The sequence below is a fragment of the Rhodococcus sp. C1 genome (assembly GCF_020809065.1).
Taxonomy (GTDB): Bacteria; Actinomycetota; Actinomycetes; order Mycobacteriales; family Mycobacteriaceae; genus Rhodococcus_F; species Rhodococcus_F qingshengii.
In genome coordinates this window covers 2416056-2432285 of sequence record NZ_CP078080.1, presented here as the reverse complement: position 1 = coordinate 2432285, position 16230 = coordinate 2416056, and the positions used below count along the sequence as shown (strand labels likewise).

The 16230-nt window shown below is 62.0% G+C and carries 14 protein-coding genes and 1 tRNA gene; 9 read left to right on the top strand and 6 right to left on the bottom strand.

The window, feature by feature from the left end; genetic code table 11:
* Positions 1-4 precede the first annotated feature (4 nt).
* On the bottom strand, positions 5-1195 hold the full coding sequence (locus tag KTR60_RS11200; protein WP_080961241.1) for a nitrate ABC transporter substrate-binding protein: 1191 nt from the start codon (positions 1193-1195) through the stop codon (positions 5-7).
* Positions 1196-1446: 251 nt separating this feature from the next.
* On the opposite strand from KTR60_RS11200, the gene KTR60_RS11195 reads away from it, so the two are divergent.
* Genes KTR60_RS11195 through KTR60_RS11180 form a run of 4 tightly spaced genes read left to right on the top strand, consistent with a single transcriptional unit; the run spans position 1447 to position 4890 of the window.
* Positions 1447-2229 (top strand): ABC transporter ATP-binding protein, encoded by a 783-nt coding sequence (locus KTR60_RS11195; RefSeq protein WP_003942349.1) that lies wholly within the window; start codon positions 1447-1449, stop codon positions 2227-2229.
* Positions 2226-3131, top strand: coding sequence for an ABC transporter permease (locus KTR60_RS11190; protein WP_007731277.1), 906 nt, complete (start codon positions 2226-2228; stop codon positions 3129-3131). Before KTR60_RS11195 ends, KTR60_RS11190 begins: the two co-directional genes overlap by 4 nt.
* Positions 3128-4198: an isopenicillin N synthase family dioxygenase gene (locus KTR60_RS11185; protein ID WP_228402146.1), complete on the top strand. Its 1071-nt coding sequence runs from the start codon at positions 3128-3130 to the stop codon at positions 4196-4198. Before KTR60_RS11190 ends, KTR60_RS11185 begins: the two co-directional genes overlap by 4 nt.
* 47 nt (positions 4199-4245) lie before the next feature.
* Entirely contained in the window at positions 4246-4890 is a 645-nt protein-coding gene (locus KTR60_RS11180) for a GntR family transcriptional regulator (RefSeq protein ID WP_007731273.1), read from the top strand.
* Positions 4891-4894: 4 nt separating this feature from the next.
* Here KTR60_RS11180 and KTR60_RS11175 read toward each other — a convergent pair whose 3' ends face one another.
* Both KTR60_RS11175 and KTR60_RS11170 read right to left on the bottom strand, forming a co-directional pair.
* Positions 4895-5671 (bottom strand): esterase/lipase family protein, encoded by a 777-nt coding sequence (locus KTR60_RS11175; RefSeq protein ID WP_003942360.1) that lies wholly within the window; start codon positions 5669-5671, stop codon positions 4895-4897.
* A 73-nt stretch (positions 5672-5744) separates the two neighbouring features.
* Positions 5745-5818 (bottom strand) — tRNA-Met (locus tag KTR60_RS11170).
* Between the two features lie 450 nt (positions 5819-6268).
* On the opposite strand from KTR60_RS11170, the gene KTR60_RS11165 reads away from it, so the two are divergent.
* Complete coding sequence (locus KTR60_RS11165) at positions 6269-6823, top strand: transglycosylase family protein (protein WP_228402145.1); 555 nt, start codon at positions 6269-6271, stop codon at positions 6821-6823.
* Positions 6824-6912: 89 nt separating this feature from the next.
* Here the strand turns inward: KTR60_RS11165 and KTR60_RS11160 are convergent, their stop codons facing one another.
* Positions 6913-9828 (bottom strand): UPF0182 family protein, encoded by a 2916-nt coding sequence (locus KTR60_RS11160; protein ID WP_228402272.1) that lies wholly within the window; start codon positions 9826-9828, stop codon positions 6913-6915.
* Positions 9829-10002: 174 nt separating this feature from the next.
* Between KTR60_RS11160 and KTR60_RS11155 the strand changes: the two genes are divergently transcribed.
* The gene (locus KTR60_RS11155) at positions 10003-10605 is read left to right on the top strand and encodes a PPA1309 family protein (protein ID WP_003942343.1); all 603 of its coding nucleotides are present in this window, start codon (positions 10003-10005) and stop codon (positions 10603-10605) included.
* A 26-nt stretch (positions 10606-10631) separates the two neighbouring features.
* Here KTR60_RS11155 and KTR60_RS11150 read toward each other — a convergent pair whose 3' ends face one another.
* Positions 10632-11654 (bottom strand): PDZ domain-containing protein, encoded by a 1023-nt coding sequence (locus tag KTR60_RS11150; RefSeq protein WP_228402144.1) that lies wholly within the window; start codon positions 11652-11654, stop codon positions 10632-10634.
* A 123-nt stretch (positions 11655-11777) separates the two neighbouring features.
* On the opposite strand from KTR60_RS11150, the gene KTR60_RS11145 reads away from it, so the two are divergent.
* The 3 genes from KTR60_RS11145 to KTR60_RS11135 all read left to right on the top strand — a co-directional run bounded on the left by KTR60_RS11145 (position 11778) and on the right by KTR60_RS11135 (position 15539).
* Positions 11778-13178 carry a zinc-dependent metalloprotease gene (locus KTR60_RS11145; RefSeq protein ID WP_003942352.1) on the top strand — a complete coding sequence of 467 codons (1401 nt, stop codon included), beginning with the start codon at positions 11778-11780 and terminating at the stop codon, positions 13176-13178.
* 98 nt (positions 13179-13276) lie between these two features.
* A complete protein-coding gene (locus tag KTR60_RS11140) occupies positions 13277-14191 on the top strand; it encodes a hypothetical protein (protein WP_323374411.1) in 915 nt (304 codons plus the stop codon).
* A gap of 4 nt (positions 14192-14195) precedes the next feature.
* The gene (locus KTR60_RS11135) at positions 14196-15539 is read left to right on the top strand and encodes an ABC1 kinase family protein (RefSeq protein WP_228402142.1); all 1344 of its coding nucleotides are present in this window, start codon (positions 14196-14198) and stop codon (positions 15537-15539) included.
* A 26-nt stretch (positions 15540-15565) separates the two neighbouring features.
* Here KTR60_RS11135 and KTR60_RS11130 read toward each other — a convergent pair whose 3' ends face one another.
* Positions 15566-15889: a WhiB family transcriptional regulator gene (locus KTR60_RS11130; protein WP_003942321.1), complete on the bottom strand. Its 324-nt coding sequence runs from the start codon at positions 15887-15889 to the stop codon at positions 15566-15568.
* Positions 15890-16230: the final 341 nt, after the last annotated feature.

Here is a 16230-nt window from a genome sequence, read left to right as displayed (position 1 = left end):
TCCTTCAGCGGATTCCGATGGACCGATCGGTGAACTTGTCGGTGTAGATCTCTTCTGCAGTCAATGACTGCGGTATCGCCGCACCCCCGGCGTTCAGGATGGGCTTCAGTTCTTCGACGGTGTGAGCGACTCGCGTCATGTCGAACGTGCCGACGGATCCGTCCGCCTCGTTCGCGATCAGGCCCTTCTCTTTCAAGAGTTGGGCACTGAACGCTGCTTCACCCTCGGTGTAGGGAGAGAACGACACGTCCTGCGAAACGACGTCGACAATGGCAGCATTCGCCGTATCCGGCGCAGTGATGTAGTCCGCGGTGGCCTGCTGAATGATCGGAACCAGCTTGCTCAAACACGGGGAGAGTGTCTCGACCTTGTCGGCACGAACGGAAACATTGGACGCGTAGATGTCGAAACCCGAATCTTTCAGCAGGTCATAGGAAACCGGCTTGTCCCACGCCGGCGTCTCCTTCTCGTACGTGTACGGTTCCGAATTCGCGAATCCTTGCTGAGCGATGGTCGGGTCACCGACAAATCGCGAGGGAGCTCCGTCGTAGCTCGTGTCGAGCTGAGACTGCTTCAGTAGGCCTTTCGCCACGAGCCACTGCGGAAACAGTTGCTCCTTGGAAACGACGACACTCGCGTCGGACTTGCCGATATCGGCAACACTCGCCCATTCCGGATGAGACTCTTTGTCCCACATGAGGATTGCCGGGCTGTACTTGAGCAATGGCGTGACGGCCACAACGGGCTGACTTGCCGCTGCCGCGATCACCTGATCGCCGTGCACCAAGCCGAGAGTGATCGAATCGTCGACGTACATCTGGGAGCTGACGGATTGGAACCCGATTGCCGGTCCCCCGGCCCGCAAGGTCAAGTCGACTCCGGTGTCCTTCCCTCCGGCGACAAGAGTCCCGCTGACGGACTTGTCGTCGGTGTCGACCGAATAGCCGGGACCAAGCATCTCGAAGAGCGCTCCCATATCCGACTGCGGCTGCCATTGGAGTTGAACCACAACGTTTTCCGGACAGAGACCCGCTAGGTTCTGAGCCTCGGCAGCTGGTTCGAGAGATTCAGCCTTGGCCGTCTCAGCCTCACTGGAGCTGCACGCAGTCAATCCGATGGCTGCACACATGGCCAGTGCCGCGCCGACCGCTCCCACACTTCTGCGATTGGAATGCACCTTGCGATTTGAATACACAGCGTCTCCTTCGTGAAAACAATTGGGATGTGGGCGAACCAGGAAGGGTGATCCGATGTGCACACTCTGCAGCACATGGATTACATGCAATCGACTAGTTGTTTCCATCAGGTAACGCGCGCCAAGATTCTCGCTTCACCTGCAATGTCACCTCACATTTACATTCAGCAATCTAGGCGACATACATGCAATTCACGATGGTTCACACATCTTGAAGAACTTTTGCATGCATTATTGAACCGGAGGCTCAGATGGAACTCGCGAACACGATGCAGGATGCCGACGCTCGCAAGCTCACCGCACCGATGCAGATGGTCTTTTCCGATGTCGTCAAGAAGTTCGATACCGGCACTGTCGCGCTGGACGGCATCGATCTGAACGTGGAGCGAGGAGACTTCGTCGCCGTGGTCGGACCCTCCGGCTGCGGCAAGTCGACTTTGTTGCGCATGGCGGCCGGCCTCGAGCGACCGACCAGCGGCGCGGTTGCCCTCGACACCGAATCAGTTGGCTTCATCTTCCAGGAGCCGACTCTCCTCCCCTGGCGAACCGTGCAGGCCAACGTCGAATTGTCCGCCGAACTCGGTGGCGGCGACAAAGCAGCCCGAAAATTGCGCGCCGACGAGGCAATTCGCGCAGTGGGCCTGGCGGACTTCGCGAAACAACTGCCCAACGCGTTGTCGGGCGGAATGAAGATGCGCGTCTCGTTGGCACGTGCGCTCACCCTCGCACCTGCTGTGATGCTGCTCGACGAACCTTTCGGTGCTCTCGACGAGATGACACGACTGGAGATGCAGGTAGAGCTGCAAAGGCTCTACACCGACAAGGGGTTCACCTCGATGTTCATCACGCACTCGGTATCCGAGGCCGTGTACCTCGCAAACAAGGTGGTCGTCATGACCGCCCGGCCCGGACGAATCCATTCGGTCGTGGACATCGATTTCCCCTACCCGCGTAGCCCGGAACTGCGCTACGACGCCCGATACACCGAACACGTCGCCGAGATCTCGGCCAGTCTCCATGGGAGCTCACGATGACCGAAGTCCTTGCAGTGCAACAGGGCACCACCGCACGCAATTCCGCCGTTCGCACTGATTCTGCGACCGCCGCGCGAGCACAGTCACAGCCCGGACGGCCCTCGCGAATGAGAGCGCTCGGCACCTTCCTGCTCTATCCGCTGCTCTCACTTGCCGGCGCGGTCGCAGCGTGGTCGATCGTCAGCTACCTCGTTCTCTCCCCGGAACGTCGATTCCTCCTTCCGCCGCCGAGTCAAGTACTGACAAAGTCGCTACTCGACTGGAAACACCTCTCTCCCATGCTCGAAGCCCTCGCAGTGACGGCACAGGTAGCACTGGTCGGCTTCGTGGTCGCGGTGGCAGTCGGCGTCGGAACCGGCGTGCTGATGAGCCAGGCCAAGTGGATCGAGCGGATCGTCTATCCCTATGCCGTTGTGCTGCAGGTCATTCCCATCCTCGCCATCGTCCCCCTCATCGGGCTCTGGTTCGGCTACGGTATGACCGCGCGTACCCTGGTGTGTGTTCTCATCGCAGCCTTCCCGATCATCACCAACACACACTTCGGATTGCAATCGGTCGATCGCGGACTGCACGAACTGTTCACCCTCGGCCGCGCGTCCCGTTGGGATCGATTGGTGAAACTCGAACTGCGAGCGGCAATGCCGGCTATTCTAACCGGCATCCGCACCGCCTCCGGCCTTGTTGTCGTCGGTGCCATCATCGGCGACATGTTCTTCGCCAAAGGACAACCCGGGATCGGAACGCTGCTCGACGTCTACCGAAGCCGCCTTCAGTCCGAGGATCTGATCGCCGCGATCGTGATCGCGTCGGTGTTCGGTGTCCTCGTCTTCTCTGCCTTTGGATTCCTCTCACGTGTGCTCGTCGGTAAGTGGCACACGTCCGGCCGCAAGGACTTTAAATGACCCACGAAACTCCTGTCTTCGAAATCCCTACGATCGATATCAGCCCGTACCTCCGCGGCGAGGCAGCGGTTGCAAACGCCACCAACAGCACTGCCTGTGCGGAAGTGGCAGCTCAACTCGATCGCGCGTGCCGGGAGGTCGGATTCATACAGATTGTCGGACACAGCATTCCACGATCGGCGACCGAAGGACTGGCCGACGCTCTCGACGAGTTCTTTGCTCTCCCACTGACGGTGAAGAACAACTATCGCCGTCCCTCGTCCGAGAACCGCGGCTACTCACCACCGAAATCGGAATCACTCAGCATGAGCCTGGGCGTCGCCGCTGCGAACCAGATGAACGATTTCTACGAAGCAATAGTCGTGGGCACAGAGGTGAGCGACTATCCGGGCGTCGACCTACCCGAGTCCAGCTACGCCGCCAACACCTGGCCCGTGGCCGCGCCAAGATTCCGACCGGCAATCGAAGAGTATTTCCGTCATGCCCAGGGCTTGGCACGAATCCTGATGTGCGCCTTTACCGACGCTCTCGGATTGCAGCCCGGGTACTTCGATTCGATGCTCGACCATTCGATCGACGCGATGAAGATGAACAACTACGCACTGCCCGAGGGCGAGATCCGCATCTCCGGCGACATGACGGGAATGGGCGCTCACACCGACTTCGGAATCTTGACCATCCTGTGGGCAGATCAAGTTCCTGGCCTTCAAGTTCTGAGTGCCGACGGCGTATGGCACGACGTCCAACCTGCCGACGGCGCACTCTTGATCAACCTCGGCGACGCGATGGCACGCTGGACGAACGACCGATGGCGCTCGACAGTGCACCGAGTCGACCCACCTATCGTCGATGGTCAGATCATCCGACGTCGCTCTGCCGCATTCTTTTTCGACGGGAACTACGACGCCGTCATCGAAGCACTGCCAGGGACTCTCACACCGGGCGAAGTGGGATACCCGCCGATCACGATCGCTGAGAACATCGCGGCCAAAGTGGCCGGACTGAAAGGCGCGACGGCGCCCGAGGTCGACAGTCGCAGCGCTGACCGGGTGCGCGCCGCTGGATAGCGCTCCCGGGTACCGTCGACATCGTGCAGGATCGAAGTGAGGACAAGATGACCACCACCGAACGAGCTTTACTCACCGAGTCCGTGCACGAGACGCTTCGCGAACTGATCTTTTCGGGCGAGCTGGCGCCGGGGACACCACTGAGTGTTCCCGCGCTGGCGAGCAAGCTCAATGTCAGTCGAACGCCGGTCCGCGAGGCCGTGCAGCAGTTGATCTACGAGGGCATCGCCGTCCACACACGGAATGCGGGTGCAAAAGTCGATTCGCTGGACGCGGAGTCTCTGCGCGCGGTCTTCGAGGTGCGTGAGGTACTCGACGGTCTCGCGGCGTTCAACGCGACGGCCAATGCCACGCACGAAACCGTGTCACAGCTGAACAAGATGGTGCAGGTGCAACGCGAACTTCTCGAGAGCCCGCCGGATCAGCGTCGGGATTCGAAGCTCGACCTCGAGTTCCACACCTTGATTCGTGAGACTGCATGCAATCACCCGCTCAGCGAAGCCCTGCATCGTCTGGACGGCCAGTCACATCTCTACCGTTCGGACATGTGGAGCCTCGAGCTCAATCGGCGGATCGCCGTCACCGAGCACGCACGTATAGTCGCGGCCATCGAATCGGGTGACGCCTTGGGGGCGAGGACTGCCGCGAGCGCACACGTAGCCGGGCTACTCGTCCGAACAACCCGGACCTGAAGCTTTACCGAAATGACGGAAACAGCGTGTCAGGCCAGGTGATGTCGCCGTCGTTCTCGTCCACGAACGTACCGACACAGTCGCGCCCCAAAGCGCTGATCGCTCCCGAGATGACCTCTGGATGCTCGAGCTCGGTGAGGTGGTCTCCTCCGGTTCCGGCCCCGGGAACGCCATCGACGTACACCCGGCACTGGCCCCCGTCCAACCGACCGTCCGCCCACTCGCCCGAACTCTGCACCACCGAATAGTAGGCAGATCCAGGAGTGTCCTCACCGGCATTGAGCTTGGTGAGAACTTCGGAGAACATGCAGGTGTCGTAACCGTCGGCAGGGCCTTGTACGCAGCCACCGGGGCTACCGTACTGTGGCGCACCGATGGCGACGAATGAATCCACTACTTCGGAGCCACCGAGGAACTTCGCGTAGTACCGGGAGCTCAGTCCACCCGCACTGTGCGCGATCACCCCGACGGAGTCAGCGCCGGCAGCGTAGGAGCGAATCGAATCGGCAATCAGCTCGGCGTCGGCCGCAATCATCTTGCCGGGTGCGTCGACGAAGTGTGTCTCGTAGCCCGCAGCGCTCAGTGCCTTGTCGAGGGCGCGGTAGGTCGCCTGGTGCGTTTCTCCCGAGTTGTAGAGCTGCTGCCCCGGAACGATGAAGACCACGCGCTTCGCATCGGTGATCCGCCCACCGGCGGCAGCGCTTCCTGCCGAGAACGCCAGAGCGGTGGTCACCAGCGAAGTAGTCACCGCCATCGCCAAGAGAATCTTCGAGAGTCGCACGTCGCCACCCTACGACGGCTGCGCACAAAAAAGGACCGCCGCACTGGAATCCAGTGCGGCGGTCCTTTTCTAGTAGCGGGGACAGGATTTGAACCTGCGACCTCTGGGTTATGAGCCCAGCGAGCTACCGAGCTGCTCCACCCCGCGATGCATGGACAAAGTTACACGAGCAGGTGAACGGAACGCAAATCGCCTGCGCTGGAGCGAAATACACGCCTGAAAGTCGAAGAATCGGGTGACTGGGTTCACAAAATGCCCGTGAGCATCAACACATAACAAGCATGTAACGAACGTACGTCGAAACGGCATCGGAAAGGCTCTACCAGCACAAACGCTAAAATTTTGGGTCGAGAGCAGACCAGACAGTCCGGAAAATTGCGAATCGACCCTCGTTCGACGCTCCCGTACGGTCGGTCCCGGCCCGAATCAACCGGGCGAACGCCGACCCGCCGCTGCTCCACTCTGCCCCGCGGGATCGGAACCCCCGAAACCTTCGAGGGGCAGAGACACGGAGAGACAAGCGCCCGGGAAAGTCAGCATCATCGCCGACCCGCAGGCCCGCCGATGTCAGCAAGCGCGGAGAGGATTTACCCCGACATGACGTACACCAGCATCAGCAAGCGTGCATTCGGCACATTGGCAGTAGCCGGCGCACTTGTCGCAGTGCCCCTCACCATGAGCACCGGCACCGCTTCCGCAGCCACCCACAACTGGGACGGCGTCGCACAGTGCGAGAGCGGTGGCGACTGGAACATCAACACCGGAAACGGCTACTACGGCGGCCTGCAGTTCTCGCAGAGCACCTGGACCGCCAACGGTGGCACCGGCTCGCCCGCCAACGCTTCCAAGGAAGAGCAGATCCGCGTCGCCGAGAACACCCTGCAGAGCCAGGGCCCCGGCGCATGGCCCGTCTGCGGCCAGCGTCTGACCGTCGCGAATGAGCCTGCAGTCGAAGAAGCTCCCGCCGCAGCACCGGCTCCCGTCGCCGAGGCACCCGCAGTTGCTCCCGCCATCGAGATCCCGGCCGAGCTCAAGCCCGCCGCACAGCAGGCTTACGACACCGCTCGTGACCTCGCCGGCCAGTACGGCTTCGCCGCACAGTTCCAGCAGCTCTCCGATGCCAACGCACCGATCGTTGCAGCACTGCGCTGATTCAGCTCGTGCAGCTTCACCTGAGAACACAAGAAGGCCCGCCATCCGATCGGATGGCGGGCCTTCTATGACTCACGAACTGACGCCGCTTACCTCGGCAGCGCCTGGTACGCGTCAACAGCCTTCTGCAAGCGGTCGAGCGCAGCACCGTAGCTGGTGAAGTCACCGCTCTGTTGCGCCGACTTCAATGCCGCCATTGCCGAATTGACCTCGGCCAACGCCTTCGTGACGTCATCCGAAGAAGCCGGCGGGGCCGGTGCCGTCGGAGTTGTCGGCGTTTCCGGTTGCGCTCCGGTATCAGGATCGGGTGCCGGCTGGGTGACCGTCGCTGCCGAACCTGCGCCCGGCCAAATCTGACTGATCGCCTCGGAGACGGTCGGTGCATAACCGATCCGAATGCCGTTGGTGTCGCTGAAGCTCACCAGCACACGCGCCAACTGAGGGAACGCGTTCTGCGAGTTTCGCTGCGAGTACAAGGGCTCGACGTAGAGGATTCCGCCCTCGGCAATCGGCAGAGTCAGCAGGTTTCCGTACTGAATCTTGTTCGACTGCTTGAGCAGTGACACTTCCGAAGCAACACGCGAATCCGACGTCATCGCAGACTGGGCCTGCTGCGGACCCTGAGTCTGCGTATCTGTCGGCAACTGCAGCACCGTGAACTTGCCGTAGTTCTCCTTGTCGTTCGCCACCGAGATGTAGGCCGACAGCAACTCACGACTGAACCCGACCATCGGACTGGTCAGACGGAAATCCGCCTTCGCGGTGTCCTTGTCGCCCACCAGCACGTAGTACGGCGGCTGGTTGGCCGACGTGTCGATCGTCGGATCGCTCGGAACCGACCAGAACGCATTGTTGGTGAAGAACTCACTCGGATCGTCGACGTGGTACTTCGCCAGCATCTCTCGCTGGACCTTGAACATGTCCTCCGGGTACCGGAAGTGCGCCTGCAGGTCGTCCGAGATTTCGCTCTTCGGCTTCACCGTGTTCGGGAAGACTCCCATCCATGCCTTCAGAACCGGATCCTGCTCGTCGACCTGGTACAGCGTGACCGTGCCGTCGTAGGCGTCGACCGTGGCCTTCACTGAGTTACGGATGTAGGAGAACTCCTGGCGCGGAATGAGGCGCCCGGTCGTCTGGTCGATACTGTCCTCGACCAACCCGTCGAGCGAACTGCGCTGCGCGTACGGGTAGTCCTGGGCGGTGGTGTAGCCGTCGATGATCCACTGCATCTTGCCGTCGACCACTGCGGGGTAAGCAGCGCCGTCGGTCGTCAGCCAAGGCGCGACCTCCTCGACTCTTTCCTTCGGATCACGCTTGAAGATGATCTTGGAGTTCGAGCCGATTGCACTCGAGAACAGGATGTTGCGCTCGGTGTACTTCGCCGCGAATGCAAGACGGTTGAACCAGTTGCCGATCGAAACGCCACCCGAACCTGTGTAGGTGTACTTCGAGGTGTCGGTGTCGTACTCACGAGGTCCCTCGCCGTCGACAGAACCGACGATCGAGTAATCGGCGTCCGACTGACTGATCACCTCGCCGTAGTACGAACGAGGATTGTCCACCTTGAGATTCTCGTTCTCGGGCGTGGTCGTCAGGTCGCTCACCGAGTAGATCGGGTAGCCACCGGTGTTGTTCTGACTGTCGCCCTGCACGGCCGTGACTTCGTTGGCCTGGGCGGCGACGAAACCGTTGCCGTGCGTGTAGACCGTGTGCTTGTTGATCCAGTCCGTCTGGTTGCCGGAAAGGTTGTTCGGCGACAGCTCACGCGCGGCGACAACGAAGTCGCGCAACTGGCCGTCTTGTTCGTAACGATCGACGTTGAGCGTCTGCGGGAACCCGTAGAAGTTCTTGAGCTGACGCTGAGCGGTGAACGTCGGCGACAGAATGGTCGGATCCAACAGGCGTGTGTTCGCGATCGTGGTCCGGTCTGCCGGAACGTCCTGGGGCTGCTTGGTGCCAATTCCCGGATAGTCGACGTAGTCGACGTTTTCTTCCGTGATCCCGTACGCCTGACGGGTCGCTTCGATGTTTCGTTCGATGTACGTGCTCTCCTTCTGCGCCGCATTGGGCTTGACGGAGAACTGCTCGACGATCATCGGGTAGACGGCACCGACGAGGACCGACGAAAGAACCAGTAGAGCGACTGCCATGGCCGGTATCCGAAGATCCCGCGTGAAGATCGAGGCGAAGAACGCCAAGGCGCAGATGACCGCAATGGACAACAGAATGAGCTTCGCAGGCAGAACCGCATTGATGTCGGTGAAGCCCGGGCCGGTGAACGTCGGTTCCTTACGACTACTCGACATCAACGAGTACCGATCAAACCAGTACGCCACCGCCTTGAGAAGCACAAAGGTGCCGGCGATGACAGCCAGCTGAATACGAGCGGCCGTGGTGAACGTCCCCGCTCGTCCGGCCAACTTGATCCCACCGAAAACGTAGTGGGTGACCAGGTTTGCCACGAAGGCAAGCAGAATCGAGACGAACAACCAATTCAGAACGAAACGGTAGAACGGCAGATCGAACGTGTAGAAGCCGACGTCCAAGTTGAACTGCGGATCGGTGATCCCGAAAGCCTGGCCGTTGAGGAACAACTGGATAGTGACCCAGTTGGCCTGTGCGATGAGACCGGACAGGATGCCGATCGCTACCGGAATGATCACGCCGAAAAGACGAAGACGCGACATGACGGTGGTGCGGTAGCGCGCGATCGGATCATTGGGTCCGGAGACCGGGACGAACACCGGGCGTGCGCGGTACGCGAGAAGCATCGCGAGCCACACGATGGCGCCGACGACAATTCCGACGACCAGGAAGAGCACGAATCGCGTCAACAGAACCTTGGTGAAGACACCGCGGAAGCCGACTTCGCCGAACCACAACCAGTCCGTGTACATGCCGATCAGTCGCGGCCCCACGAGCAGCAAGGCCGCCACTACGACAGCCACCACCAACAAGATTCGACTGCGTCTGGACAGAGAGGGTAAACCTGCGGGGGGCCGCATGCCCACGTGCCACGCTCCAAGATTTGGCGACGCCGTGGCGTCGCAACCGATTGCATCGATCACTGCGGCCACGCCCGAGTGGACTTGGCCGTTTCCGACCACTCTACGTAACAACGGTCACGGGTTGACAACACGGAGAGCGGGGAGCCGGACAGAAGGTGGGAGGATGAACGCGTGAGTGAAGAGAATATGAGCAGATCACCGAGTGCCCTCGCCCGGTGCGTTCATGAAGTTGTCGACCACATCGACGCCGAAGGCTGGGATCAGCCTCCGAAGCTGTACGCGTTGGTACCCACCGAAATGCTCGCCGCGGCCGAACCCGGACTGCTCGACCAACTCGCCGAGGGCGCCGAATACACACCGATCGAACAGGAATCGCTTCCCGAGGACATCATCGGCGGTTCACGGGCACTCGACGAGTTCCTGGCAACGACGCATTGGCCCGAGTCCGTGCAGGGTTGCATCCTGGTTCAGGAGATCGTCGTCCTGCCGCCCGAGGCGGAATCGGATCTCGACCACGCCACGGCGCCGGTGTTGACCGATCAGCACGCGGCGGACGAAGTCGCTCGACTGACGGCCGACGCGCATCCCGATCGACGCGAGGCTCGACTGTTCGTCGGCGTGCTCCGTGACGGTCCCTCGCTGTCGCTCCTACAGATGCGTCCCGACGAGGATGCGGATCCGTACGGTGACTTGGAACTGCTCACCTACGACGGTCTTGCACCTCACCTCGTGCACGCCCTGTACGCGACGCTCGACGAGGTCGAAGAAGACTGACAGAGTCGTCGGCGGCCAGGCAGCCTTCAGCAGCGGGGTGCGTCGCCACCCGTGTTGAGGCTCTCGAGTGAGTCCACTGCGCCGGGCAGGTTGTCGACCTTGACGAGTCGAAGCCCGTCCGGCGCATTCTGTTTCGCCTCGTCACAGTTCTGGGCCGGCACGAGGAAGGTCTCAGCACCGGCTTCGGACGCGGCGATCAACTTGTACCTGATGCCGCCGATCGGACCGACCTCGCCGTCGGAGTCGATGGTGCCCGTTCCGGCTACGAACTTTCCGCCGTTGAGCTCCCCCGGAGTCAGCTTGTCGACCAAGGCCAGTGTGAACATCAGTCCGGCAGAAGGACCGCCGATGTCGGCGAGATTGAACTGCACGGTGAAGGGAACGTCCGGGACCTCGCTGGGTGTGACGCCGAGGTAACCCGATTCGGGCTTGTTGGGCCGCGCCCCGACGGTGACCGGCACAACGGTCTCCACACCCTCACGTAGGACGGTGACGTCGATCGCGGTGCCGGGCGCGATCGCACCGACCGTGTCCTGAACGCCGGTGATGGTGGTTACCGGAGTGTCGCCGATCTTGACCAGGACGTCGCCTTCTTGCAGGGCACCCGCAGCGGGACCGTCCGGAGTCACCTTCGAAACAGTCAGTGACACCGGCTTGCCGAGAAAGTGCAGTGCCGCCAACTCGGCACTGTCCTCGGATTGCTGGAAGTCGGCCGTGTTGGCCTGCTGAATCTCTTCCTTCGACTTCTCGGGCGGATAGATCTCCGAGCGAGGGACGAGTCCGTTGCTGCCACTCGCCCACAGTCCGAACGCTTCGAAGATGTTGAGGCCGTCGCGAACCGACACCGTTGTCATGTTGAGGTTGCCGTCGGTGGGATCGACCTCGGTCCCCTGGATGTCCACGACGGGCTTACCGTCGACGTCGCCGAGCGTGTTGAAGGTGGGGCCCGGACCGAGTGCGACATAAGGAACAGTGACCATTGTTCCGACGACTCCCAACACGACGATGGGTGCGAGTGCGGCCAAGAGCGTCACTATCCGTCGATTCACCTGATCCAGAGTAAAGCGCGAAGGCTCCGGAGCACCGATCGCACCGCCTGAGCGCCGTGCGTGTTCGCCGTCAGCGTGACTCGGAGGGCGACTCCGACCGCTCGAGCCTTGTACCGTTGAGGTATGAGCAATATGCCGTTCGGCTTCTCCAACTCCGACGACGATCCCGATCGCGACAAGAACGCGGCGGGTGGCAATCCGTTCGGGGGTGGTGACATGCCGTTCGGGTTCGGCGCGGGCGGTGAGGGATTCGATCCGGCTCAGCTCGGCCAGATGCTCACCCAGTTCGGGCAGATGCTGAGCGGAATGGGCTCGTCGATGGGCCAGGGCGGTACGTCCGGCCCGGTCAACTACGACATCGCCAAGAAGCTGGCACGCCAACAGATCGGATCGGTCACACCGATCACCGAGGGCAACGTCAAGGCGATCGCCGACGCCGCGCACCTGGCCGAGATGTGGCTGGACGCCGCGACAACGCTCCCTGCCGGAGCGAGCCGCACTCTTGCGTGGACTCCGAACGACTGGCTCGACAACACGATCGACACGTGGAAGCGACTCTGTGATCCGGTGGCCGAGAAGGTAGCGGGCATGTGGGTCCAGGGTCTTCCGGCCGAAGCACAGCAGATGGCTGGCCCGATGCTGGGCATGCTCGGCCAGATGGGCGGACTCGCGTTCGGCTCGCAATTGGGCCAGGCACTCGGCCAACTGTCCACCGAGGTGCTCTCCTCCACTGACATCGGCCTGCCCCTCGGCCCCGAAGGCACCGCGGCCCTTCTCCCGGCTGCGGTTCAGGCTTTCAGTGAGGGTCTCGAACAGCCGCATCAGGAAGTTCTGGTCTTCCTCGCCGCGCGGGAAGCCGCTCATCAGCGCCTTTACAGTCACGTTCCGTGGCTGCGCCAGCGTGTTCTCGCGACAGTGGAGGAATACGCCCGCGGAATCACCATGGACTTCTCGGCGATGGAAGAATTCGCCAAGGACCTCGATCCATCCGCTCTCACCGATCCGAGCAAGCTCGAAGCGCTGATGCAGCAGGGCACGTTCGAGCCGCAGAACACACCGGAGCAGAAAGCCGCTCTCGAACGTCTCGAGACTCTGCTTGCGCTGGTCGAGGGTTGGGTGGAGACGGTCGTCACCGCCGCACTCGGCGAGCGACTGCCTGGTGTTGCCGCGATGAGTGAGACGTTGCGGCGTCGCCGCGCTACCGGCGGCCCCGCCGAACAGACCTTTGCGACGCTGGTCGGACTCGAACTTCGTCCTCGCAAGGTCCGTGAAGCGGCCGGTTTGTGGCAGAAGCTCACTGCGGAAGCCGGTATGGACGTTCGCGACGGCGTCTGGTCGCATCCCGACCTGATGCCCGATTCGAGCGATCTCGACGCACCGGACGGATTTGTCGCCCGTGTCCTCGGCGCCGGCGAAGCCGGTAATTTCGACGACCCGATAGCCCAGCTCGAAGCCGTCGTGGCAAAAGAGCGTGCGGCCGAGGAAGCGATGGACAAGACCCGCGAGGACGACGAAGAGAAGTAATCCCTTCTCGACCGATTTTCGCAGATCAGCCGCGATGACCGCCTGTGGATAACTGCCGCTGACGGGGACTCGCCGAGGGCCCGTCGTGCCAGCATCGAATGATGACCGGTCACACACACGACGACACCAGACAAGACAGCACTTCACAGCGATCCGCGGGACCTCGATGGGACCCGCGGATCGCTGTTCTGTCGCGCCCGGACGGTCGACTGCAGCTGGGATGGACCCCCGGACATGCCGGGTTGCTGACTCTGCCTGTCGGGGTCGACGATCGCGCGGTGAAGTCGATCCTGCGCAAAATGGACGGCTCGAGATCCCGCGCAAACATCCTCTGGGAAGCGTCGAGGCGCGGGATTCCCACGTCGGTGACGGAGGAGTTGCTCGAGCAACTCGCCGATTCCGGTTTCGTCCACACTGCCCGCAGAAGCACCGCGACGGTACGGATTCACGGTGTCGGTCCGCTCTCTGACGCCATCGAGCGCGCACTGGTCGCCGGCGGGGTCAGCACGCGTCGCTCGCGCGGGTATCGCAACACCGACGTCGTGCGCACGTGGAACGAACAACTGGTGGTTCTGGCCGACGACGTCGTAACTGATCCTCGTCTGGTCAGCGATCTCGTTCGCTGTGGACTCCCCCACCTTTCCATCCGCATCCGCGACGGCAACGGTGTGGTCGGTCCTCTTGTCCTGCCTGGTCAGTCGAGTTGCCTGCGGTGCGCCGACATCCTCCGATCCGAACTCGACCCTCATTGGCTTCATCTGTCCGCGCAGCTACTCGGCAGCGCAGGCCACGCGGAATCGGCGATGATCCATGCAAGTGTCGCGCTGGCCCTGGCCGAGATCGACTCCGCATTATCGGAGACAGCGGCGACGCATGTGGCCAGTCTGTCGTCGACGCTCGAGATCGCGCTGCGTCCGTATCGGATCACAACCAGGCACTGGCCTCGGCAAATATCCTGCAGTTGCCAATACCTGGCACCTGTTTCGGGCAAAGGACGCCCCAGTCAGACATGATGGTGTGGTGTCCGAGATCCCACGCAAGAGTTCTGCCCGTACTGCCAAACTCGCGAGCATCCCCCTGGGGATGGCCGGTCGCGCCGCCATGGGCTTCGGACGCAAGCTCGTCGGCGGCGACAAAGGCGAGATCGACGCGCAGTTGAGCGCGAAGGCGGCCGAGCAACTGTTCGCGGTGCTGGGCGAACTCAAGGGCGGCGCGATGAAGCTGGGCCAAGCGCTCAGCGTCATGGAGGCGGCAATTCCGGAGGAATTCGCCGAGCCATACCGCGAGTCGCTGAACAAGCTCCAGGCCGCCGCCCCGCCGCTGCCGACCAAGCAAGTACACAAGATGCTCGACCAGCAACTCGGAACCAAGTGGCGCGACCGATTCCAGTCGTTCGACGATGAACCGACCGCGTCGGCAAGCATCGGGCAGGTTCACCGAGCCGTCTGGGCGGACGGCCGCGACGTAGCCGTGAAAGTTCAGTACCCCGGCGCCGACGAAGCTCTACGCGCCGATCTCAAGACCCTGGGCAGATTTGCCGGTCTCTTCGGTTCGGTCATGCCCGGTGTCGACGTACGGCCCGTGATCGAGGAGTTCACCGCGCGCACGGAGGAAGAACTCGACTATCGGATCGAGGCGAACAATCAGCGAGCTTTTGCCAAAGAGTTCGACGGAGATCCCCAATTCGTGATCCCGCACGTCGTGGCGAGCGCGCCGAAAGTGGTCGTGACCGAATGGATGACGGCAACCCCGTTGACCAGAATCATCGAGAGTGGAACGCCGGAGCAGCGCAATGCGGCCGGTGCACTACTCGCCGAATTCCACTTCGCGTCTCCGGCCCGTGTCGGATTGCTCCACTGTGACCCGCACCCCGGCAATTTCATGCTTCTCGAGGACGGCCGACTCGGCGTCATCGACTTCGGTGCTGCTGCGCCGTTCCCGAACGGACTGCCACGGGTTCTCGGCACGATGGTGCGCTTGGCTGTCGAGGAACAATTCGACGAGTTGACGGAGTTGTTGCGCGCCAACGGTTTCGTGATCCCCGGACGCACGGTGACCGACAAGGAGATCGCGGATTACCTGCGACCCTTCACCGACCCGATCCAGACCGAGTCATTTCACTTCACTCGGGCATGGCTGCAAAAGGCCGCCGGAACCGCCACTGACTTCAACAGTGCGCAGTTCCGAACGGCCCGTGCACTCAACCTTCCGGCCGAGTATTTGATGATCTTCCGTGTTCTTCTCGGTTCGGTCGGCATATGCGCCCAGTTGGACGCATATGCCCCGTACATGGAAATCCTGACTCGTTGGTTGCCAGGGTTCGCGGAGCCGGTTCTGGATGACACCGGCTCCGCCGACTAAGACACCGGCTCCGCCGAATAGGGCTCTCACGCGCACACAAGTTGCTTGCGTGGGCGCCCTCTCGGTCTCTTGCGCGCTATGACGGCCCCCTGATCGAGGATCTCGCCGCCCCACACCCCCCATGGCTCGGCGCGGTCGAGAGCCGCACTGAGACAACGGGAACGGATGGGGCACTGCGCGCACAGTGCCTTGGCCTGCTCGAGTTCGGCCGGAGCTTCGGCGAACCAGAGATCGGGGTTGGATGCCCGGCACGGCAGGTCGCGGCGGGTGGACGCGACCTCGATGAACGTGACTGCAGCCGAAGTGACGTCGGTGGAAGTTACTGCAGTGGTGGAGTTTTCGGATTCCACGCGGATTGTCTGGGCAGACAACTCGGTCTCCTAGTGCTCGGATGCGAAACTGTGTCGCACGATATGGGTTCGATGGGTGCGAACCTGAGCCGAGTCGGAAACCAGATGAAGAGGGCTATCCAACACAAAGGCCACGGTCCGCAGGGGCTGCGGGTCCGTGGCCGTAAGTGAACGGATGTGTCCTACCGAGAAATACCTCGATGGCTTAAGAACACGGACTCGACAGCTGCTTTCTTTGCTGCTGCTTGAGGGCGCAGGCGGAGCGCATGCTGCGCCCATCCCGCTGCACGCGGCAGCATGGGGGCGGCAACAGCGAACTTTGCGCTTGCGCACGCTTCGTA

Coding starts and splice junctions, on each gene's coding strand:
- KTR60_RS11145 (WP_003942352.1), top strand. CDS start 11,778: ATGAGCAATATGCCGTTCGGCTTCTCCAACTCCGACGACGATCCCGAT.
- KTR60_RS11185 (WP_228402146.1), top strand. CDS start 3,128: ATGACCCACGAAACTCCTGTCTTCGAAATCCCTACGATCGATATCAGC.
- KTR60_RS11140 (WP_323374411.1), top strand. CDS start 13,277: ATGATGACCGGTCACACACACGACGACACCAGACAAGACAGCACTTCA.
- KTR60_RS11190 (WP_007731277.1), top strand. CDS start 2,226: ATGACCGAAGTCCTTGCAGTGCAACAGGGCACCACCGCACGCAATTCC.
- KTR60_RS11180 (WP_007731273.1), top strand. CDS start 4,246: ATGACCACCACCGAACGAGCTTTACTCACCGAGTCCGTGCACGAGACG.
- KTR60_RS11160 (WP_228402272.1), bottom strand. CDS start 9,828: ATGCGGCCCCCCGCAGGTTTACCCTCTCTGTCCAGACGCAGTCGAATC.
- KTR60_RS11195 (WP_003942349.1), top strand. CDS start 1,447: ATGGAACTCGCGAACACGATGCAGGATGCCGACGCTCGCAAGCTCACC.
- KTR60_RS11165 (WP_228402145.1), top strand. CDS start 6,269: ATGACGTACACCAGCATCAGCAAGCGTGCATTCGGCACATTGGCAGTA.